The sequence below is a fragment of the Synechococcus sp. A15-24 genome, assembly GCF_014280195.1.
Lineage (GTDB): Bacteria > Cyanobacteriota > Cyanobacteriia > PCC-6307 > Cyanobiaceae > Parasynechococcus.
In genome coordinates this window covers 13,905-33,093 of the sequence record NZ_CP047960.1, presented here as the reverse complement: position 1 = coordinate 33,093, position 19,189 = coordinate 13,905, and the positions used below count along the sequence as shown (strand labels likewise).

The window sequence follows — 19,189 nt, the reverse complement described above, 5'->3', positions numbered from 1 at the left end:
GAAAACATTCGGATGCATAACCGGGATGCAGTTTTTCTAGATGAACTCTGTCCCAAATTGCGCGTCCGACGCTGGAGACAATCACTCCATATTTACACCGGTAAAAGTTGCATTTATTGCGGCAAACCTTCTGAATCCATTGATCACATTCTCCCCCGTGCCCGTGGTGGCTTAAGCGTCACTGAAAATTGCGTCCCTGCATGCCTGTCCTGCAACGGTCATAAATCCGATGCCGATGTTTTCGACTGGTACCGCCGACAGCGCTTCTATGACCCAAGACGTGCCATGGCCATTCGCGCCTGGATGGATGGCGATCTGCGCCTCGCCCTGCGGTTGCTGCAGTGGGCGCACCCCCAGGACGCTTCCTTGCCAAAGCCTGATGGTGGCATGGAATTGAGCTATCAACCGGCCTGAGGTTCACCAGACACGGCAAACCTCAGCAGAATGGTGACGCTGGCAAATGGACGCCTGAGCTCGAGGATCTTCCGGCGCCAAGGTCATCGCTCCGACCAGAACAGCCAGAGCGACAATGACCCGTGTTCCAATCACGCGTCGTTGAGCTGGTGCGGTTGGCAGACAACTCGCAGTCATCACGGCAGCGGCGAACTAATACAGGTGTACTGATGCTGGCTGATCTTGTCAACCGATCCCAACCACTCGCCTCGGATGCACGAGTGCTGGTACTCGGTGGCGGTTTCAGCGGTGGTCACGTAACACGGCTGCTCAGGGCCCTCGGCACCACCGTGCGCTGCAGTCGCCGCAGCCTCAGCTCTCCAGGAGCCGATCTCCTCTTCGACAGCACAGCCAGGCTGATCCTAACGTCGAGCGATCTGGACGGCATCACCCACGTGCTCTCCACCATTCCCCCGACAGCCGAGGGACACGACCCGGTGCTCACCCACCTCGGGTCGCAGCTGAAAGAGCGATCACTCACCTGGGTTGGCTATCTCTCCACCACCGGGGTCTACGGGGATCAGCAGGGGCGCTGGGTGTCGGAGGACGATCCCGCTAATCCAGGCCAGCCGCGCAGTCAGCGGCGCTACGCCTGTGAACAGGCCTGGCTGGACTCCGGCCTCCCGGTGCAGATCCTGAGACTTCCCGGCATCTACGGACCCGGCCGCTCGGTGCTCGACAGTCTTCGGGCCGGAAAGTCACGGCGAATTCTGAAGGCCGATCAGGTGTTCTGCCGCATCCATGTGGATGACATCGCCGGCGCCTGCCTGCATCTGATGCATCAGGCCACATCAGGCCAATGGCCGGCCATCGTCAATGTCAGCGATAACTGCCCTGCAGCGCCTCAGGAGCTCCTGCAATACGGCGCAGCCCTGCTGAGCTGCGAGCTTCCCAAAGAGGAACCGTTCGAATTAGCGAGCCGTTCAATGTCTGCCATGGCACGGTCGTTCTGGAGTGAGAACCGCCGGGTACGCAACACCCTGCTGTGCCAACAGCTCGGCTATGTCCTGCTCCATCCGGATTTCAAAGCCGGCCTGCAGGATTGCCTGCGAGAGGAGGCTAAGTCCCGCTCCTGATCGCCGATGATCAAACGATTGAAATCAAAGGGCTCTGAGTTGTCAGGTGCCGGAAGGCCGAGGTCATCTGTGAGCTTGAGCCAGTCAATCACCAACCATTGTTGGCGCAGTCCTGTTGCCAGACCCACCAGCATCAGGCCTAGAAGCAACAGTCTCAGCACAGACCATGCGATCACCGTTGGACCCCAACGCTAGCCAGCAGCTGCTGATCGCCCTTGGCGATCCCGCAGGCATCGGCATGGAGGTCACCCTCAAGGCACTGGCGAGCAGCAGGCTTCCTGCGTCACTCCAGCCTGTTCTGGTCGGCTGCCGTCGCAGCCTGATGGCCACCCACGCCCGCCTCCTGCAGCAGGGCATCACAGCTGTCGCCGATCCCGATCAGCTGATCATTGACGACCAACCCCTGGAGGTGTCCGTTCAACCCGGACAACCGACAACAACCGGTGCCGCAGCGGGCTTCCGTTGGCTGACCCGCGCCGTTGCGTGTGTGCAGCAAGGACACGGTCGGGCCCTGGTCACCGCACCGATCGCTAAGCACCTCTGGCATGCCGCAGGCCATCACTATCCCGGGCAGACGGAACGGCTGGCTGAACTCGCCGGTTCAGCGCAATCCTCAATGCTGTTCACAGCCATCGCACCACATGGGACCTGGAGACTCAATACGTTGCTGGCCACCACGCACCTTCCCTTCAGCCAGATCGCCGCAGCACTGACGCCGGAACTGGTGGAGCACAAACTGAACGTGCTGCTGGACTTCTGCCGGCGGTTCCGGCCCGACCCTCATCTGGTGGTGGCAGGTCTGAACCCCCATGCCGGTGAAGCGGGTCGGCTCGGACAGGAGGAGGACACCTGGCTGACTCCACTGCTGAAGCGCTGGCGTCAGAACCATCCTTCCGTGCGGCTGGATGGCCCCGTCCCGCCCGATACCTGTTGGTTGAGCGCAGCTCAGGCCTGGAACCAACCGGACTGCTCAGGCCCGGATGGATATCTCGCGCTGTACCACGATCAGGGCCTGATTCCAGTGAAGCTGATGGCGTTTGACGCCGCCGTCAACACCACCCTGGAACTGCCCTTCCTCCGCACATCACCCGATCACGGCACAGGATTCGATATCGCTGGTCAGGGTTTGGCCCGACCGGACAGCATGATCGCGGCCCTGCAGGCGGCTTGGGATCTCACAGCGGCCTAGGCCGGCCGCACGCGCATCAGCACCTGACCGAATTCCACTGGTGTGCCGTTGTCCACCAGGATCTCCACCACCTCTCCACTGACTTCGGCTTCGAGCTCGTTCATCAGTTTCATCGCCTCCAGGATGCACACCGTCTGGCCGACATCAATGCGATTGCCGACTTCAATGAACGGTGCCTCTCCCGGTGCCGGTGCGCGGTAAAACGTGCCCACCATCGGAGCCGTGATCTCCAGCAGGTCACTGCGGGTGGCTGTGGCTGCAGGAGGTGGCGACGAAGGCTCAGCCGCGACTGGTGCTGTGGCGGCGGTCACAGGGGCCGACATCACCGGGGCCATGACGGCCTGTCCCGGCAGGTTGCGACGGATCTCCAGCCGGAAGTCATCACCCTCCAGCCGAAACTCCTGAATGTCGCTCTCGCCCAGCACCTCAAGCAGGCGGTGCAGTTGTTCGTGATCAAGCTGCATGGTCATCCGTTCTCGCGACCCAGATAACTGTCGCTGCGGGTGTCCACCTTGATCTTCTCGCCGACGGACAGGAACAGGGGCACCATCACCTGAGCACCGGTTTCCAGGATGGCTGGCTTGGTGCCGCCGGTGGCGGTGTCACCTTTCACGCCGGGATCGGTTTCAGTAATCTCCAGCACCACGGAATTCGGCAGTTCCACCTCAAGGGGACTGCCGTTCCAGGACACCACATTCACCTCCATTCCCTCCTTGAGGTATTTGCGGCTTTCCCCGATCTGATCGGCACTGAGACGCGTCTCCTCATAAGTGGACATGTCCATGAAGACGTAGTCCTCACCTTCCATGTAGGTGTGCTGCAGAGAAGCCTTTTCCAACAAGGCCTGGGGCAACATCTCCCCCGCACGGAAGGTCTTTTCCACCACGTTGCCGGTCTTCACCGCCTTGAGCTTGGAGCGCACAAAGGCAGATCCCTTGCCAGGCTTGACGTGAAGGAACTCCACCACACGCCAGACGGCACCATCGATCTCAATCGTGGTGCCGGTTCGGAAGTCGTTGCTGGAGATCATTCCGGCCGAACGGTTCAACGGACTATACGGCTGTGCCAAAGTCCCGTCAGCACTGGGGTTCCCCCTTGGCCCATCCGCGTTTCAAGGCCGCTCTGATCGCCTTGCTCGGCTTCGCCCTGATCAACCTGGCAGCCCCAGCCTGGGCTGCTCTGCCCCAGGGCAATGCTGTGAAGGATCCGGCGGCGATCCTGCGGGATTCCCTGCCCTTCCAACAGGACGACATTCGCGAACTGCAACATCGGCTGGAGCTCACCAGCGACGATCTGCGTGCGAAACGCTGGGGTGCCCTTGCCAAGACGGTGTCCCGCAGCGAAGCGCTGCTCAGCACCCGCCGCAATTCCATCCTGGAAGCCGTCCCCGCTTCAAGGCGTGATCGTGCTGAGGCCTTTCTGAAACAGGTGGATCAGGGTCTGCAAGCCATGCAGGAACGGATCAACGAGGTCGACAAGCCTGGCTTCATCCGCGATCGTCGCCAGACCCTCAGCCGCATCGGTGATGTGGAAGCTCTGCTGGTGGAGGATGGATTCCAGCGGGAGATCCCCTCTGAATTCGATGCGCTGCCGCGGCTGCAGGGCCGCGCCACCCTCACCATCAGCACCAGCCAGGGGGATCTGACCACCGTGGTGGATGGCTACAACGCCCCACTCACCGCCGGTGCCTTTGTCGATTTAGCTCAGAAAGGGTTTTACGACGGACTTCCCTTCGTCCGGGCTGAAGATTTCTACGTGCTGCAGAGCGGAGATCCGGAGGGTCCGGAGCTCGGTTACATCGACCCAAAAACCAGACAGGAGCGGCACGTGCCGCTTGAGATCCGCGTCCCGGAACAGGAGGACACCATATACAACGATACCTTTGAGGATGTCGGCCTGTTCAAGGCCACCCCAACCCTTCCTTTCGCCACCCTTGGAACCCTGGGATGGGCCCATTCGGATCAGGCCCTGGATGATGGCTCCTCCCAGTTCTTCATGTTTCTCTACGAGGCTGAACTGACGCCAGCAGGTCTGAACCTGGTGGACGGCCGCAACGCTGCCTTCGGCTATGTGGTGGACGGTTTTGACGTGCTCGAGGAGCTTGGGGTGGATGACTCCATCGTTTCGATCACGGTGACCGACGGCGCCGACCGGCTGTTGAGCCACGCATGACCCCCACCCTGGCGGAGCTGGGGGAAGCGGAGCTGCTCAAGCGCCTGGCCCGGTTCGCTCCACCAGGGCAACTCGACGACGACACCGCCTGCCTCGGGTCAGATCCACGACCCCTTCTGGTGAACACCGATGTGCTGGTGGATAACATCCACTTCAGTGATGCCACCACCAATGCACACGATGTGGGATGGCGCGCCGTCGCCGCCAACCTGTCCGATCTAGCCGCCAGCGGTGCTGTGAGCGTTGACGGCATCACCGTGGCCCTGGTGGCGCCGGGCACCACCCCGTGGAGTTGGGTTGAGGGGGTCTACAACGGCATCAGTGCAGCTCTTCAGCAGCACGGCGGAACGGTGCTAGGGGGTGACTGTTCGTCAGGCGTAAGCCGCTTGCTGTCGGTAACGGCCCTGGGGCGTCTCGGACCGCTGCGGCTGCTGCGCAGTACCGCCCAACCTGGAGACGTGCTGGTCAGCAGCGGGCCCCATGGCCTCAGCCGCCTGGGTCTGGCGCTGCTCCAGAACGACCCGCAGCTTCAAGCCACTTGCCTCAACGCCTCTTTGCAGAGCCAAGCGATCAGCCAGCACCAACGACCCCGACCGCGGCTGGATGCCCTCAATCAACTGCTCTCATGCAAACCCGCTCACCTGCCCTGGCGGGCAGGCGGAACCGACAGCAGCGACGGACTTCTGACCGCTGTTCGGGGGCTCTGCAGCAACAGTGGCACAGGGGCACGTCTCGACCGAAACCGTTTACCGAAAGCTCACGGGTGGCCCAATGGGGACCCTTGGGAGCGGTGGTGCCTGGCAGGCGGGGAGGATTTTGAACTGATCCTCAGCCTCCCTGAAGCATGGGCCGATGCTCTGGAACAGGCCTTGCCCGGCTGTCAGCGCTTCGGCCGGATCACCGACACTGCAGGATCCGTCATATGGAGTGACGACAACTCCCCCGTCATGGACGAGGGCTTTGATCATTTCGCGCAGGGCTGACGGACGCCCATCGGCCAAAAAAAATCCCTTCCCGAAGGAAGGGATGAATGGATCAATGGAACCTAATCACTTCCAGTTCCGGGCCACCACTTCAGCCAGATCAACGACGCGCTGGCTGTAGCCCCACTCGTTGTCGTACCAGGCCAGGATCTTCACAGCCTTGTCGCCCATGGCGTAAGTGAGGTCGGCATCAAAAATGGTGGATTCGTTGGTGCCGGCGTAATCGGTGGAAACCAGGGGGAGGTCGCTGTACTTGATGATGCCCTTCATGCCGTTCTCGGAAGCGGCCTTGATCACAGCCTTCACTTCGTCAACGCTGGTGGCACGGGACGGTCCGAAGGTGAGGTCAACGGCAGAGACGTTGGGGGTGGGTACGCGCATGGCGAAACCGGTGAGCTTGCCCTTCACCTCGGGGTAAACCAGGGCCACAGCCTTGGCCGCACCGGTGGTAGTGGGAACCATGTTGAGAGCAGCAGCACGGGCACGGCGCAGGTCACGGTGGCTGTTGTCCAGGATCCGCTGGTCGCCGGTGTAGCTGTGGATGGTGGTCATCAGACCCCAGTCGAGGCCGAAGTTCTGATCCAAAACCTTGACGATGGGGGCCAGGCAGTTGGTGGTGCAGCTGGCGTTGGAGAGGATGTTCCAGTCCTCATGGCGGTACTGATCGTCATTGACGCCCACCACGAAGGTGCCGACGCCATCACCTTTGCCAGGGGCAGTCAGGATCACCTTGCTGGCGCCTGCCTCGATATGCATGCTGGCTTTTTCGTCGGTGTTGAACACACCGGTGGATTCGATCACCAGGTCGACACCCCAGTCCTTCCAAGGGCAGTTCAGGGGGTTGCGGTCAGCGAAGAACTTGATCTCCTTGCCGTTGACCACCATGGTGTCATCGGTGGTTTCGATCTTGACGCTGGGATCGAGCTTGCCCAAGATCGAGTCGTAGGTCAGCAGGTGAGCGCTGGTCTTGGGATCAGAGGTGGAATTCATCCCCACGATCTCGAGTCCGGTATCTGCTCCGCGGCTCAGCCAACCCCGCATCACATTGCGACCAATTCGGCCGAATCCATTGATCGCAACGCGCAGGGTCATGGCAGGAGCGGGATTGCCGCGTAAGGGTTTTGGCCGCCGATCATACAGAAATTGGCCAAAAATCTGAGTTTTTTCTTTTGGAGCTCAACCGCAAAGCCGATCCGATCCGTCTCAATCCAGGGAGGACGCAACCTCTGAACTGACTTATCTTTCGTGCCTCTGATGCCGATCCTTGTCCCGTCCGCTTGAGCGCCAGCACCCCGTGCATTTCATTGGCGTCGGCGGGATTGGAATGTCTGCTCTGGCCAAAATCCTTGTTGATCGTGGGCATCCGGTGAGCGGATCCGATCCACGGGACACACCAACCTCCCGTCAGCTAACGCAGCTCGGTGTGACGATCGTCCATGAACAGACCGCAGCGACGATCGAAACACTCCTCAGCGACGGCCGCAGACCCATCGTTGTGATTTCAACAGCGATTCCCACCAGTAATCCGGAACTGAGACGCGCCCGTGATGCCGGACTGGAGATCTGGCATCGCTCGGATCTGCTGGCTGCGCTGATCGATCAACAAGCCTCGATCGCCGTGGCTGGCAGCCACGGAAAGACCACCACCAGCACCTTGATCACCACCCTCTTGATGGAGGCCGAAGAAGATCCCACAGCCATCATTGGCGGCATCGTCCCCTGCCTCGGCAGTAATGGTCATGCTGGTCACGGCCGGCTGCTGGTGGCCGAAGCCGATGAATCCGACGGCTCGTTGGTGAAGTTCCGTCCTCAGCTGGGTTTGATCACCAATCTTGAGCTCGACCACACCGACCACTACAACGGTCTGGATGACTTAATCATCACGATGCGGCGCTTCGCCGACGGCTGCGACCAGGTGCTGGCTAACCGTGACTGCCTCATCCTCAAGGAACACATCCAGCCCGATGCCTGGTGGTCTGTGACCTGCGCCGATGGCGTGGATTTCGCAGCCCTGCCGCTCCAACTGGATGGCGATCGCTGCCACGCGCGCTTTTACGAAAACGGCGCGCCGGTTGGGGACTTCATGCTGCCCCTGCCTGGGTTGCACAACCTCAGCAACGCAGCTGGAGCGTTGGCAGCCTGCCGAATGGAAGGTGTGCCTTTCGAGCGGCTGGTGAAGGGACTAACCGCCTTGAAACCGCCCGGCCGTCGTTTTGATCTGCGGGGCACCTGGGAGGGTCGACACATCGTCGACGACTACGCCCACCATCCCAGTGAGGTGAAGGCCACCTTGGCTATGGCGCAACTGATGGTGAGCAGTGGCCGCAGCCCGTTGCCCAGCCCGCCGCAAAGGTTGCTTGCTGTGTTTCAGCCTCACCGCTACAGCCGCACCCAGGAGTTCCTCGAGTCGTTTGCCAGTGCATTGCAGAACTGTGATTCCCTGCTGCTGGCGCCGGTGTACAGCGCCGGCGAAGAACCGTTGAGGGGGGTTTGCAGCCAGATCCTGGCCGATCGGATCCAGGAGCTCAAGCCGGATCTCGAAATTGCCGTGGCTGACAACCTCGACCATCTCACCCAATTGGTCAAAACCCGCAGCCGGCGTGAGGACCTGGTACTGGCCATGGGCGCTGGGGATGTCAATGGCCTCTGGCCACGGTTAGCGGCCTGATGCTCAGCACACGCCTTGCCCTGCGATCCAGCATCCCCCTGGCGGACTTCACCACCTGGCGGGTGGGCGGTCCGGCCCAATGGCTGCTGGAGCCCGCGTCGCTGGACGAGACCCTGGAAGCTCTGCAATGGGCCCAACAGGAGCACCTCCCCTGCCGTGTGATCGGCGCCGGCTCCAATCTGCTGATTCATGACGACGGACTGCCGGGCCTGACTCTCAGCCTGCGTAAGCTGCAAGGAGCGTCCTTGAACGCAGACAACGGCGTGGTGGAAGCCCTGGCGGGGGAACCGATCCCAACCTTGGCCCGCCGTGCCGCACGCGCTGGGCTGAATGGTCTTGCCTGGTCCGTGGGCATTCCTGGCACCGTGGGCGGGGCCGCGGTGATGAATGCGGGTGCGCAGGGGGGCTGCACAGCGGAGTGGCTGGAATCGGTCCGCGTTGCTCCGCTTGATGGGGGCGAGAGCTTTGAACTCAGCCGCGACGAGCTGGACTTCGATTACCGCCACAGCCGTCTGCAAGACGAGGAGTTGGTGGTGCTGTCCGCCCGCTTCCGCCTTGACCCAGGCCATGACCCTGAGGAGATCACCCGCATTACCAGCGGCAACCTCAGCCATCGCACCAGCACCCAGCCCTACACACAACCGAGTTGCGGCAGCGTGTTTCGCAACCCAGAACCCTTAAAAGCAGGCCGGTTGATCGAAGGTCTCGGGCTGAAGGGCAGTCGCATCGGCGGTGCCGAAGTCTCCACCCTTCACGCCAACTTCATCGTCAACACCGGTGCTGCAACGGCGGCCAACATTGATGAACTGATTCAAAGCGTCCAGCAACAGGTGGAGGCAGCCCATGCCGTGCGCCTTCATCCCGAAGTGAAACGCCTTGGATTCACCGAAGCCGCTTAACCTGCCGACTCCGTCAACAGCACCATGGCAGGGTTCGGACTACCCAATTTCGGCCAGCTCACCGAAGCCTTCAAGAAAGCACAGGAGATTCAGCAGAACGCACAAGCGCTCCAGGACGAACTAGACGGCATGGAAATTGAGGGCAAGAGTGCTGACGGTCGGGCCAGCGTTTGGCTTTCCGGTAATCAACAGCCCCTGCGGGTGCGCCTGGATCCCGAACTGCTGAGCGCCGGTCAGGAAACCTGTGAAGCGGCCACGCTGGAAGCACTCCAAGCGGCCTATGAACAATCCACCGCCACGATGAAGGGGCGGATGGAAGAGCTCACCGGTGGACTGAATCTCAACCTGCCCGGGATGGGCGGCTGAGGTCAGAGCATTCCTGGAGAGCGTCCTCGTAAAACGCAAACCGCTCCCAATCCCTGTTGATCCCACAGCCTGGTTCCTGCCTGTGCAGGCAGTTGCGGAATCGACAGGGCCAGGGGCTCAGCTGGGTACGCAATTCAGGAAACAACACCCCCAGTTCCGAAGGATCATCCGGCAGATCAGGTCGATTGAATCCAGGGGTATCCGCCACTCGAGCGCCAGGGGCAATTGGGAACAGCTCCACATGACGGGTGGTGTGGCGACCCCGCTGCAGTCGACCGGACACCGCACCAACCCTCAGGGCCAAGTGGGGCATCAACCGGTTGAGCACGCTGCTCTTGCCCACCCCAGAGGGACCACAGAGCACCGCCAGCTCGGTGTCCTGCAACCGTTGGCGCAATGCATCAATTCCCGCGCCGGTTTGGCTGGAGACCACCCAAGCGTCGTAACCCCATCCCATCAATCGCTCAACCAGATCGGAGCGTTGGTCCTCCTCCACGAGATCACCTTTGGTCAGCAGGAGCTGGACAGGCAATCCCGTGCGTTCTGCAGTCAACAGAAACCGGCTGGCCTGATCAGGATCAAAAGCCGGCTGATCGACGGCAAGCGCCACCACCACCAGCGAGACATTGGCCACCTGGGGACGGGTCAGCCAGCTGCTGCGCGGCTCAACCCCAGACACCACCGCACGGGCCTGAACAGGATCGATGGCCTCCACCCGCACGCGATCTCCGACGTGAACCGCTTCTCCCCGGTGACTGAGGCGCGTGCGGCGGGTGCAGAGCAGTCGCGAGGGACCCTGCTCAGGCGCCTGATCCAGTTCCACGTCCAGATAGTTGGCCTGCAACGCCACCACGATGCCGGCCGCTTCACTCACGACAGCTCAACCAGCACAGGTGATCTCCAAGGCCACCCAGGCCACATCCTCGGCGGTGACCTCCACCCGATGACCAGCGTCCTTGAGCCCAGGGATCACCATCGCTTCCGGTTCCCCCCGATCCAGATGCACCTGAAGCTGATCACCGGCCTGGAGTGACTCAAGCGCCAATTTGCATCGGATGAAATTCACCGGACAGGGGGTGCCGCGTAAGTCCAGGGAGCGGGATGACCCCATCACTTCTGACCGAACAGTCGAGCAAACAAACCACTGTTGTGGTGGTGGTGCTGCTTGCCTCGAGCAGAATGATGTCCCGCTAACTCCTCGAGCAGCTTCCGTTCGGGATCCGACAGACGGGTGGGGAGCTGCACCGTCACGTGCACCTTTTGATCCCCGCGGGCCACGGGGTTCCCCAACTTGGGAATGCCCTTGTTGGCCAAGGTCAACACGCTACCGGGCTGGGTGCCCGGTGGAATCTCCAGAGCTGTATTGCCATCGACGGTTTCCACTTCGATCGAGTCCCCCAGGATGGCCTGCAGATAACTGACGTTCACGGTCGACAGGATGTTGAGCCCATCCCTGCGCAGCCTTGGATGTGACTTGACCGTGAGGAAGACGTAGAGATCGCCGGACGGGCCCCCACGCAGACCGGCATTGCCTTCTCCGGAAACCCGCAGGCGGGTTCCCGTGTCCACCCCAGCCGGAATGTTGATGCGCAATTTCTTGCGCACCTGATGCACACCCTGTCCGCCGCAGGCGTTGCAGGGATCAGCGATCACCTGCCCGGTTCCACCGCAATTGGGGCATTCCGCCACCTGCGTGAAGCTTCCGAAAGGTGTCCTGGTCGCCCGCCGCACCTGACCGGCTCCTCCGCAGGTGCCGCAGGTGGTGGGACCACTACCTGCCTTGGCTCCGCTGCCACCGCAGGTGTCACAGGTTTCGAGATGGGGGATCTTGATCTCCTGTTCCTGACCGAAGACCGCCTGCTCGAAATCGATCGTGAGGTCGTAGCGGAGGTCATCCCCCTGCTGAGGTCCGCGACGTCCGGAGCGACCGCCGGCAGCACCACCGGGACCTCCGAAGCCCTGGAAGAAGGTCTCGAACAGGTCGGCGAAACCACCCATGTCCCCCATATCGGGAGCGCCGGCGGCACCCCCGAGACCAGCTTCACCGAACTGGTCGTAACGGGCACGGGTCTGGGGGTCGCTCAGCACCTCGTAGGCACGACCAATCTCCTTGAAACGGTCTTCCGCTCCAGGCTCCTTGTTGATGTCCGGGTGGTACTTACGTGCCTTGCTGCGATAAGCCCGCTTCAGCGCATCGGCATCGGCATCCCGTCCGACCCCCAGCAGGTCGTAATAGTCCGCCATCAGGACGCCTCCGCGTCAGCCGAGGCAGCACCCTCAGCATCCGCCGACGGACCTGGACCCATCGACACTTTCACCAGGGCATGGCGGAGAACCTTGCCGTTGAGGTGATACCCGCGCTGCAGCTCTTCGATTACGACATCTTCCGGCTGTTCGGTGCTTTCTTCGCGAAGCACCGCTTCGTGAAGGGTGGGATCAAACAATTGACCAACCACCTCCATGCGAGCCACGCCTTGCTGCTTCAGCACATCAACCAATTGCTTGTAGAGACCCTGGTAACTGCGGTGCAGCGCCTGCGCCTCTTCACCCTCAGGATTCAGCTGCTGCCGCGCCCGCTCAAAGTTGTCCACCACAGGCAGGATCTCGCTGAGGGTGGAGCAGACCAGCTGCTGACGGATGTCGTCCTGATCCCTGCTCTGTCGCTTGCGGAAGTTGTCGAAATCCGCTGCGATGCGCATGTACTGGCTCTGCAGCGTCTCGTGCTCCTGCTTCAGGCTGTGCAATTCCTGCTCAAGCTGCTGAAGACGTTCGGCCGGGTCGGTCAGGGAACCCTCAGCCGGCGTGTCCGTGGAAACCACCTCGGGTTCCGTGGCAGCGGATGCCGCATCCAACGGCTCAACGCTCGGATCCTGCGCTGGGGTGGAAGCCTCGCCGCTCATGCTGACCGCTGGGGAATTGCTGCTTAGACATGTTGAAGGGCGACGTTCACCTCACACAAGCTGCGGAAGCCCGCACCTCCATCAGATGACCTGCCGATGTTCACGGTGTTCGATCAGATCCAGTGACCTGCTTTGCCGCAGCCTGGCCAGCGAGCCAACCACTGGTCCAACAGTGCTGGAAGTTGAATCCCCCCGTCACACCATCCACATCCATCAGCTCACCTGCCAGATGCAGGCCAGGGCAACATCGGCTCTCCATCGTGGCCAGATTGACCTCACCCAAATCAACACCGCCGGCGGTTACGAATTCCTCCCCGAAAGGACCGCGACCCTTCACGGGATACCGACAGAGCTGTAGCTGATCGAGCAGACCTTGTTCCACCTTCGCTGGACAGTCCGCCCAACGCTGATCAGCAGCAGCGCCAACCTCCCTCAACATCGACATCCACAAACGTCGAGGCAGATGAGTAGCAAGTGGTCGTGAAGCAGCCAGCGTGCGGCGTGCGGCCTTGGTTCGTTGCTCTCGCAACGCCGCCAGCAGGTTCGCCTGGGACCAACCACTGCACCAGCTCGCGTTTAAGGTCGCTCGATATCGCGATGCCTGAAGGGCTCGAGCCGCAAACGCCGTAAGCCGCAACGTGGCCGGACCACTCAAGCCCCAGTGAGTGATCAGGACCCGACCGGTCTGCCGGAATCGCTCCCCACCCACCTCAAGCGTGAGGAGCACATCATTAAGAGCAACACCAGCGCAACCCTGCAACTGGGGAGCATCCAACGTCAGTGAAAACAACGAAGGCACAGGGGGAATCAGCCGATGCCCCAACTGCGCCGCCAACCGTCGTCCGCTGGGGTGACCACCCGTAGCCAACAGCACACGATGGGCGTGAAACACGCCACCACCTCGGCAGGAGGCAACAAATCCATCGCTGAGAGCACCAGTCAATGACTGAACGGGAGAACCGGTGATCAACTGAACCCCAGACCGTCGCGCAGCCGTCCTGAGGCAATCCACCACCGCGGAGGAGCGATTGGCCTGAGGAAACATTCGGCCATCGTCTTCTTCCACCAGATCCAGGCCACGGTCGGCAAACCATGTAACGGAATCACCACTGGCAAAGCGGCTGAACGGCCCCCGCAGGGGGCGCTGGCCACGGGGGTAGTGGCCCACCAGCTCGCCAGGATCCCAACAAGCGTGGGTAATATTACAGCGACCACCACCACTCAACCGAACCTTCGTGAGTGGCTCGGCCGTGGCTTCCAGGACCAGCACGCGCTGCAGACCCGCTTCAGCGGCTGTAATCGCCGCCATAAAACCGGCAGCGCCGCCACCGACCACCAGCAGATCAACTTCAGCCAGCGGGTAGGAAGACAAGGGCAACGCCGTTGTTGCAGTAGCGCTTACCCGTTGGTCGGGGTCCGTCATTGAACACATGGCCCTGGTGACCACCGCAGCGGCTGCAGTGGTATTCCGTACGGGGAATGATCAATTTGAAATCTACTTTCGTCGCAATCGCACCCTGCAAGGGCTGCCAGAAGCTGGGCCAACCGGTGCCGCTGTCGAACTTCGCCTCCGAGGAGAACAACGGCTGATCGCAACCGGCGCAGTGATACGTGCCGCTGCGCTTCTCGGCATTCAGCGAACTGGTGAAAGGACGCTCAGTGCCTTCGTTGCGGAGCACGTCATAGGCCTCGGTAGACAACCGCTGACGCCACTGCTCTGTAGTGAGATCCCAGGTTGCATCAGCAGCCTTGGATGCAGCCAGCACAGGCCGCGGCCACCAACTGCTGCCAAACACTCCGGCGATGGAGCCCAACAACAGGGAACGGCGAGACAGGTAAACAGCACTAACGGGCATCGCAGCTTTTAACGGTCGTCGCTGAGGGTTCTAATGGATCCATGACCGCCACCGAAACCGCTGCCTACCGCTTCAGCGTGGCGCCGATGCTGGATTGCACGGACCGACACTTCCGCGTGTTGATGCGGCAGATCAGTCGCCATGCCCTGCTGTATTCCGAAATGGTGGTGGCTCAGGCTCTGCACCACACACACCGCCGCGACAAGCTGCTGGATTTTGATGCCGTCGAGCATCCGATCGCCCTGCAGGTGGGAGGAGACGATCCGACCCTTCTGGCTGATGCCGCACGGCTGGCCAGCGACTGGAACTACGACGAGATCAACCTCAACATTGGCTGTCCGAGCCAGAAAGTACAGGCCGGCAACTTTGGTGCCTGCCTGATGGCGGAGCCAGACCTCGTGGCTCGCTGCGTCGAAGCGATGTCCAACGCCACGTCCCTCCCGGTGACAGTCAAACACCGCATCGGCATCGATGATCTCGACAGCGATGATCTTTTAACCGCCTTCGTGGATCGGGTGGCGAGCGCCGGAGCAAACCGTTTTTCCGTGCATGCCCGCAAAGCCTGGCTGGACGGTCTGGACCCCAAACAGAACCGAACAATCCCACCGCTGCAACACGACCGCGTGCAGGCACTGAAGCAACGACGACCTCACCTCACCATCGAACTGAACGGAGGGTTGGAGTCACCTAAAGACTGCTTGAAGGCTCTAGAAAGCTGCGATGGAGCCATGGTGGGCCGGGCGGCCTACTCCCATCCCCTGCGATGGGCAGCGATGGACCACCTCGTCTTCGGCAAACCACCCCGAGATGTTCTTGCCTCCGATGTGGTGACCGGTCTGCTGCCCCATGCTGCTGCCCACCTCAGTCGTGGTGGTCGACTCTGGGATCTTTGTCGCCACCTGGTGCAAATGGTGGAAGGTGTGCGAGGAGCCAGGCACTGGCGGCGTGAGCTGGGTGAACGAGCTCAACGGCCTGGAGCCGATCTCACAGTGCTGGAAGAGGCCGGCCGGCAGTTGCGCGAGGCCGGCCTCTGAGGGGATCAGCCCTCAGCACCTCCGTAACCGGAATAGTCATCACCGCCACCGCCGCCACCGGATGAGCCGCGACGACGACGGCTGCGGCCATCGTCGTAACCGCCACCACCTTCACCACCGCTGTCACGGGCGCCATAGCTCCGATCTTCCCAGCCACGGGCACCGGAAGGACGATCACCAGCATCACCGCCACCGCCGCCTCGGTAACCACCGCCGCCACCGCCATAACCACCGCCGCCACCGCCATAACCGCCGCCTCGGTAACCACCGCCGCCACCGCCATAACCGCTGCCGCCATCGCGACCACCACCGCCACCGCCGCCTCGGTAACCACCGCCGCCACCACGAGGAGCACTGCCCCGTGGCTCAGCTTTATTGATCCGAAGGGGGCGGCCCATCAGCTCGGCACCCTGAAGCCCTTCAATCGCCGCGTCTTCGACAGCTTCATCCGCCATCTCGACAAATGCGAAACCGCGCTTACGGCCGGTGTCCCGCTCCAGGGGAAGCGCACAGTTAGCGACTTCGCCGAACTGGGCAAACAGTTCAATGACATCCTCCTGCTCAGCGCGGAAGGGAAGGTTGCCGACAAAAATGCTCACGTTCTGAGTGGACCGAGTACGAAAAACAACCGAAGAGGCTTGTGCCTTTGTCAAAGGAGCATGACTTGATCAAGACATGACATCCACTTGACCTATTCAGCGTAGACCCGGTTACGCAAAGCAGTCATCAACCAAATGCAGATCCTTTAAGGCGTTCCTGCCAAAGCATGACCTGCTCATGAACCCGATCAAATCCTGTTCCTCCTTCACTGCGACGAGCCGACACCACCGCCCGTGGAGCGAGTGCCTCGTGCAGATCGCCCTCAAAGGCAGGGTGGAGCTCCTTCCATTGCTCGAGGCTGAGTTCCCGCAGAAGACAACCCTGCTCAAGGCACCGTCGAACAACAGCCCCGACCAATTGATAAGCCTCGCGAAAGGGAACACCACGAGCCACCAAATAATCAGCAACATCAGTGGCATTGGAAAAATCGCTTTCCACCGCCTGATTGAGACGGTCGATGCGGAACTCCAACCCCTCCTCAAACAAGATCGCCATCGCTTCCACACAGTCACGTGTGGTCCGATAGGCATCAAACAGCGCTTCCTTGTCTTCCTGGAAATCCTTGTTGTAAGCCAAAGGAAGGCCTTTGATCATCGTCAGCAGTCCCTGCAGATGGCCAAAGACACGGCCGCACTTACCCCTGACCAACTCGGGCACATCGGGGTTCTTCTTCTGCGGCATCAAGCTGCTGCCCGTGGCACAGCGATCGCTCAGCCGCACAAAACCAAATTCCTCCGATGCCCAGGCGATCACCTCCTCTGCCAGACGGCTCAGATGAGCCATCACCAGGGATGCAGCCGCTGAAAATTCGACGCAAAAATCACGGTCGCTGACGGCATCGAGGCTGTTGGCGTAGATCGCTGCGAAACCAAGATCCTCAGCCGTCCGGCGGCGATCGATCGGTACGGGTGTACCTGCCAGAGCTGCAGCCCCGAGCGGACAAATGTTGACGCGCCCACGAATGTCGCCAAGACGCTGACGATCCCGTTGCAGCATCTCGATGTAAGCGAGCAGATGATGCGCCAGACACAGCGGCTGAGCCCGCTGTAGATGGGTGTAACCGGGAATCATCGTGGACTGGTGCCGATCCGCCTGATCCAGCAAAGCCCTTTGAAGTCGTTGCAGATCGCCATCGATCTCATCGAGCCTGCGCCGGAGCCACAGCCGAAGATCCGTCCCCACTTGATCATTGCGGCTGCGGCCCGTGTGGAGCTTTTTGCCCACGGAACCCACCAAAGCGATCAACCGCCGCTCCACGGCGAAATGAACATCCTCATCCGCAAGGCCTGGATTAAAGCGACCGTCGGCTGCCTCCGTGCGGATCATCTCCAGCCCTTCCACCAGCTGAACGGCCTCCTCCTCTGCAATCACCCCGCAACTCGCAAGCATCCGGGCATGGGCAATGGAACCGTCCAGGTCCTCCTGAAGCAGCGTTAGATCAAAACCGATGGACGCATTAAACGCTTCGATGAAGGGATGGAGTCCCTGTTCGAAACGATCACTCCATGCGCCTGCAGCGCCACCGGTCACACCACCCGCCATGGATTGCTCTGCCAATCCCTTCAGCTTGTCAGGCGGCTGATGGATGGCGACACACTCGGCAGACTGACGGCCTCAGGAACCTTCAAAACGACCATGGACGCATCATCCTCAAGGTGGTGATCCGCTCCGACGAACCGATCAAGTCGATCGAAGAGATGATCCAAAATCCCTTGAGCCCCCTGACCACTGCGGCAGGCACCGTCGAGAGTGCGAATCAAACGGGCCTCATCAAATCGATCACCCGTGATGCCAGGAGCCTCTGTCACACCATCGGTGTAATAGAGGAGAACATCTCCGGGATCGAGCCGAACCTCCCCAAGGCCGTAATCCGCTTCCGGCTGCAAGCCGATTAACAACCCAGCAGCATCCAAGCGGCTAATACTCCGGCGTTCGGCCCGCCACAGCAGAGGTGGATTGTGGGCTGCATTTGCATACCGCAAACGACGGCTGCGGGGATCGAAATCCGAATAAAACAGGGTCACGAACCGGTGGGACTGAGCCAGGTCCTCCTGAGCCAATTGATTCAGGTCGTGCAGGATCCGATCGGGCGGCAAACCGCTGAGGACCTCAGCCCGGAGCATGCCCCGCAGCATGGTCATCAACAGACCAGCTGGAACACCCTTTCCCATCACATCACCCATCACCAAGGCCCAACGGCCGCGTTCCCGACGGCGCCCGATCAACTCCGGCCGAGTAGGAATGAAATCGTAGTAATCACCTCCCACCTGAAAAGCCGGTCGGCAGCGTGCCGCCAGTTCCACGCCCTCAATCACTGGGCAGTGATCCGGCAACAGTTGAGCTTGGATCTCCGCACCGATGCTGAGCTGGCGATCCACCCGCTCATGGCGGCGTGCCTCCTGCAGCATCTGGTCGTTTTCAATCGCGACCCCGGCAAGATCTGCCACCAACTGAACGTGACGACGATGGACATCAGTCCAAACGAGATCTCCTGACGGTTCGAACACGTACAAGCGCCCACGGGAGCGTCCCCTTGCGACCAACGAGGTGGCGAACAGTCCCGCCCCAGGACACAGCCGCTGAACCAGACGATCCATCAGCAGCAGCTGGTCGTCATCGGTGCCAAACCCTGCACCATGACCTGGCTCAAAAGCCGCCAGACGTTGCAGAAGTTCCTGACTGCTTTCCGCGGGAACCGCCTGCAGTTGCTCCCGCCAAAGTCGCCCATCGGACTGGAACGGCACCAGAATTGCCCCTTGCACCCCGACGAGACGGGCCGCAACCACCGGCACCAACTCCAGGAACCGATTCAGGTTGGTGAAGCTGCGCTGGGCAAACGCCAGGGACACCAACAGATCCTGATTGCGGCGTTGCTCACGGCTGAGACTGTCGAACAACTGCCGCAGCGACGCCATAGCCTGCGGAGGTGGTGCAACACCTCTCAGTGAAGGAGTGAAATGCCGACGAGGCGGCTTGCTGCTCAAGGCTCAGCC

Annotated in this window: 21 protein-coding genes; 9 read left to right on the top strand and 12 right to left on the bottom strand. The window is 61.2% G+C overall.

Annotated features, from left to right (window positions below; all coding sequences use genetic code 11):
* The first annotated feature begins 12 nt into the window (after positions 1 to 12).
* From SynA1524_RS00160 to pdxA, 3 genes are all read left to right on the top strand, one after another.
* Positions 13 to 414, top strand: coding sequence for an HNH endonuclease (locus SynA1524_RS00160; protein WP_186498434.1), 402 nt, complete (start codon positions 13 to 15; stop codon positions 412 to 414).
* Positions 415 to 623: 209 nt separating this feature from the next.
* Positions 624 to 1,529, top strand: a complete 906-nt coding sequence (locus SynA1524_RS00155) for an SDR family oxidoreductase (protein WP_186498433.1) — start codon at positions 624 to 626, stop codon at positions 1,527 to 1,529.
* A gap of 166 nt (positions 1,530 to 1,695) precedes the next feature.
* Positions 1,696 to 2,718 (top strand): 4-hydroxythreonine-4-phosphate dehydrogenase PdxA, encoded by a 1,023-nt coding sequence (gene pdxA / locus SynA1524_RS00150; protein WP_186498432.1) that lies wholly within the window; start codon positions 1,696 to 1,698, stop codon positions 2,716 to 2,718.
* Here pdxA and accB read toward each other — a convergent pair.
* Complete coding sequence (gene accB, locus SynA1524_RS00145) at positions 2,715 to 3,188, bottom strand: acetyl-CoA carboxylase biotin carboxyl carrier protein (RefSeq protein ID WP_186498431.1); 474 nt, start codon at positions 3,186 to 3,188, stop codon at positions 2,715 to 2,717. The two genes, pdxA and accB, sit on opposite strands and share 4 nt — an antisense overlap.
* The gene (efp, locus tag SynA1524_RS00140) at positions 3,185 to 3,748 is read right to left on the bottom strand and encodes an elongation factor P (RefSeq protein ID WP_186498430.1); all 564 of its coding nucleotides are present in this window, start codon (positions 3,746 to 3,748) and stop codon (positions 3,185 to 3,187) included. The genes accB and efp overlap by 4 nt, the downstream gene beginning before the upstream one ends.
* A gap of 65 nt (positions 3,749 to 3,813) precedes the next feature.
* Between efp and SynA1524_RS00135 the strand changes: the two genes are divergently transcribed.
* The gene (locus SynA1524_RS00135; RefSeq protein WP_286188606.1) at positions 3,814 to 4,890 is read left to right on the top strand and encodes a peptidylprolyl isomerase; all 1,077 of its coding nucleotides are present in this window, start codon (positions 3,814 to 3,816) and stop codon (positions 4,888 to 4,890) included.
* Positions 4,887 to 5,873, top strand: coding sequence for a thiamine-phosphate kinase (gene thiL / locus SynA1524_RS00130; RefSeq protein ID WP_186498428.1), 987 nt, complete (start codon positions 4,887 to 4,889; stop codon positions 5,871 to 5,873). Before SynA1524_RS00135 ends, thiL begins: the two co-directional genes overlap by 4 nt.
* Before the next feature lie 66 nt (positions 5,874 to 5,939).
* On the opposite strand, the gene gap is transcribed toward thiL, so the two are convergent.
* A complete protein-coding gene (gene gap / locus SynA1524_RS00125; RefSeq protein ID WP_186498427.1) occupies positions 5,940 to 6,965 on the bottom strand; it encodes a type I glyceraldehyde-3-phosphate dehydrogenase in 1,026 nt (341 codons plus the stop codon).
* Between the two features lie 172 nt (positions 6,966 to 7,137).
* Between gap and murC the strand changes: the two genes are divergently transcribed.
* Genes murC through SynA1524_RS00110 form a run of 3 tightly spaced genes read left to right on the top strand, consistent with a single transcriptional unit; the run spans position 7,138 to position 9,806 of the window.
* Positions 7,138 to 8,541, top strand: coding sequence for a UDP-N-acetylmuramate--L-alanine ligase (gene murC / locus SynA1524_RS00120; RefSeq protein WP_186498426.1), 1,404 nt, complete (start codon positions 7,138 to 7,140; stop codon positions 8,539 to 8,541).
* A complete protein-coding gene (gene murB / locus SynA1524_RS00115) occupies positions 8,541 to 9,440 on the top strand; it encodes a UDP-N-acetylmuramate dehydrogenase (protein WP_186498425.1) in 900 nt (299 codons plus the stop codon). The genes murC and murB overlap by 1 nt, the downstream gene beginning before the upstream one ends.
* Before the next feature lie 24 nt (positions 9,441 to 9,464).
* Positions 9,465 to 9,806, top strand: coding sequence for a YbaB/EbfC family nucleoid-associated protein (locus tag SynA1524_RS00110; RefSeq protein ID WP_011126905.1), 342 nt, complete (start codon positions 9,465 to 9,467; stop codon positions 9,804 to 9,806).
* On the opposite strand, the gene rsgA is transcribed toward SynA1524_RS00110, so the two are convergent.
* The 6 genes from rsgA to msrB all read right to left on the bottom strand — a co-directional run bounded on the left by rsgA (position 9,781) and on the right by msrB (position 14,562).
* Positions 9,781 to 10,680 (bottom strand): ribosome small subunit-dependent GTPase A, encoded by a 900-nt coding sequence (gene rsgA / locus SynA1524_RS00105; RefSeq protein WP_186498424.1) that lies wholly within the window; start codon positions 10,678 to 10,680, stop codon positions 9,781 to 9,783. The two genes, SynA1524_RS00110 and rsgA, sit on opposite strands and share 26 nt — an antisense overlap.
* A gap of 6 nt (positions 10,681 to 10,686) precedes the next feature.
* Entirely contained in the window at positions 10,687 to 10,917 is a 231-nt protein-coding gene (locus tag SynA1524_RS00100; RefSeq protein ID WP_186498423.1) for a sulfurtransferase TusA family protein, read from the bottom strand.
* Complete coding sequence (dnaJ, locus tag SynA1524_RS00095; RefSeq protein ID WP_186498422.1) at positions 10,917 to 12,050, bottom strand: molecular chaperone DnaJ; 1,134 nt, start codon at positions 12,048 to 12,050, stop codon at positions 10,917 to 10,919. The genes SynA1524_RS00100 and dnaJ overlap by 1 nt, the downstream gene beginning before the upstream one ends.
* Positions 12,050 to 12,706: a nucleotide exchange factor GrpE gene (grpE, locus tag SynA1524_RS00090; protein WP_186498421.1), complete on the bottom strand. Its 657-nt coding sequence runs from the start codon at positions 12,704 to 12,706 to the stop codon at positions 12,050 to 12,052. The genes dnaJ and grpE overlap by 1 nt, the downstream gene beginning before the upstream one ends.
* Positions 12,707 to 12,806: 100 nt before the next feature.
* Positions 12,807 to 14,129: a BaiN/RdsA family NAD(P)/FAD-dependent oxidoreductase gene (locus SynA1524_RS00085; RefSeq protein ID WP_186498420.1), complete on the bottom strand. Its 1,323-nt coding sequence runs from the start codon at positions 14,127 to 14,129 to the stop codon at positions 12,807 to 12,809.
* Complete coding sequence (gene msrB, locus SynA1524_RS00080; RefSeq protein WP_186498419.1) at positions 14,056 to 14,562, bottom strand: peptide-methionine (R)-S-oxide reductase MsrB; 507 nt, start codon at positions 14,560 to 14,562, stop codon at positions 14,056 to 14,058. The genes SynA1524_RS00085 and msrB overlap by 74 nt, the downstream gene beginning before the upstream one ends.
* A gap of 41 nt (positions 14,563 to 14,603) precedes the next feature.
* On the opposite strand from msrB, the gene dusA reads away from it, so the two are divergent.
* Complete coding sequence (dusA, locus tag SynA1524_RS00075) at positions 14,604 to 15,596, top strand: tRNA dihydrouridine(20/20a) synthase DusA (RefSeq protein WP_186498418.1); 993 nt, start codon at positions 14,604 to 14,606, stop codon at positions 15,594 to 15,596.
* Positions 15,597 to 15,601: 5 nt separating this feature from the next.
* On the opposite strand, the gene SynA1524_RS00070 is transcribed toward dusA, so the two are convergent.
* The 3 genes from SynA1524_RS00070 to SynA1524_RS00060 form a co-directional block, all read right to left on the bottom strand.
* The gene (locus tag SynA1524_RS00070) at positions 15,602 to 16,195 is read right to left on the bottom strand and encodes an RNA recognition motif domain-containing protein (RefSeq protein WP_186498417.1); all 594 of its coding nucleotides are present in this window, start codon (positions 16,193 to 16,195) and stop codon (positions 15,602 to 15,604) included.
* Between the two features lie 127 nt (positions 16,196 to 16,322).
* Positions 16,323 to 17,738, bottom strand: coding sequence for an argininosuccinate lyase (gene argH / locus SynA1524_RS00065; RefSeq protein ID WP_186499414.1), 1,416 nt, complete (start codon positions 17,736 to 17,738; stop codon positions 16,323 to 16,325).
* Between the two features lie 20 nt (positions 17,739 to 17,758).
* Positions 17,759 to 19,180 carry a PP2C family protein-serine/threonine phosphatase gene (locus SynA1524_RS00060; RefSeq protein WP_186498416.1) on the bottom strand — a complete coding sequence of 474 codons (1,422 nt, stop codon included), beginning with the start codon at positions 19,178 to 19,180 and terminating at the stop codon, positions 17,759 to 17,761.
* Between the last annotated feature and the right edge of the window lie 9 nt (positions 19,181 to 19,189).

What these genes read in the sequence shown, in the direction of transcription:
- SynA1524_RS00160 (WP_186498434.1), top strand. Translation starts at nt 13, where the DNA reads ATGCATAACCGGGATGCAGTTTTTCTAGATGAACTCTGTCCCAAATTG.
- SynA1524_RS00155 (WP_186498433.1), top strand. Translation starts at nt 624, where the DNA reads ATGCTGGCTGATCTTGTCAACCGATCCCAACCACTCGCCTCGGATGCA.
- pdxA (WP_186498432.1), top strand. Translation starts at nt 1,696, where the DNA reads ATGCGATCACCGTTGGACCCCAACGCTAGCCAGCAGCTGCTGATCGCC.
- accB (WP_186498431.1), bottom strand. Translation starts at nt 3,188, where the DNA reads ATGACCATGCAGCTTGATCACGAACAACTGCACCGCCTGCTTGAGGTG.
- efp (WP_186498430.1), bottom strand. Translation starts at nt 3,748, where the DNA reads ATGATCTCCAGCAACGACTTCCGAACCGGCACCACGATTGAGATCGAT.
- thiL (WP_186498428.1), top strand. Translation starts at nt 4,887, where the DNA reads ATGACCCCCACCCTGGCGGAGCTGGGGGAAGCGGAGCTGCTCAAGCGC.
- gap (WP_186498427.1), bottom strand. Translation starts at nt 6,965, where the DNA reads ATGACCCTGCGCGTTGCGATCAATGGATTCGGCCGAATTGGTCGCAAT.
- murB (WP_186498425.1), top strand. Translation starts at nt 8,541, where the DNA reads ATGCTCAGCACACGCCTTGCCCTGCGATCCAGCATCCCCCTGGCGGAC.
- SynA1524_RS00110 (WP_011126905.1), top strand. Translation starts at nt 9,465, where the DNA reads ATGGCAGGGTTCGGACTACCCAATTTCGGCCAGCTCACCGAAGCCTTC.
- SynA1524_RS00100 (WP_186498423.1), bottom strand. Translation starts at nt 10,917, where the DNA reads ATGGGGTCATCCCGCTCCCTGGACTTACGCGGCACCCCCTGTCCGGTG.
- dnaJ (WP_186498422.1), bottom strand. Translation starts at nt 12,050, where the DNA reads ATGGCGGACTATTACGACCTGCTGGGGGTCGGACGGGATGCCGATGCC.
- grpE (WP_186498421.1), bottom strand. Translation starts at nt 12,706, where the DNA reads ATGAGCGGCGAGGCTTCCACCCCAGCGCAGGATCCGAGCGTTGAGCCG.
- SynA1524_RS00085 (WP_186498420.1), bottom strand. Translation starts at nt 14,129, where the DNA reads ATGACGGACCCCGACCAACGGGTAAGCGCTACTGCAACAACGGCGTTG.
- msrB (WP_186498419.1), bottom strand. Translation starts at nt 14,562, where the DNA reads ATGCCCGTTAGTGCTGTTTACCTGTCTCGCCGTTCCCTGTTGTTGGGC.
- dusA (WP_186498418.1), top strand. Translation starts at nt 14,604, where the DNA reads ATGACCGCCACCGAAACCGCTGCCTACCGCTTCAGCGTGGCGCCGATG.
- argH (WP_186499414.1), bottom strand. Translation starts at nt 17,738, where the DNA reads ATGGCGGGTGGTGTGACCGGTGGCGCTGCAGGCGCATGGAGTGATCGT.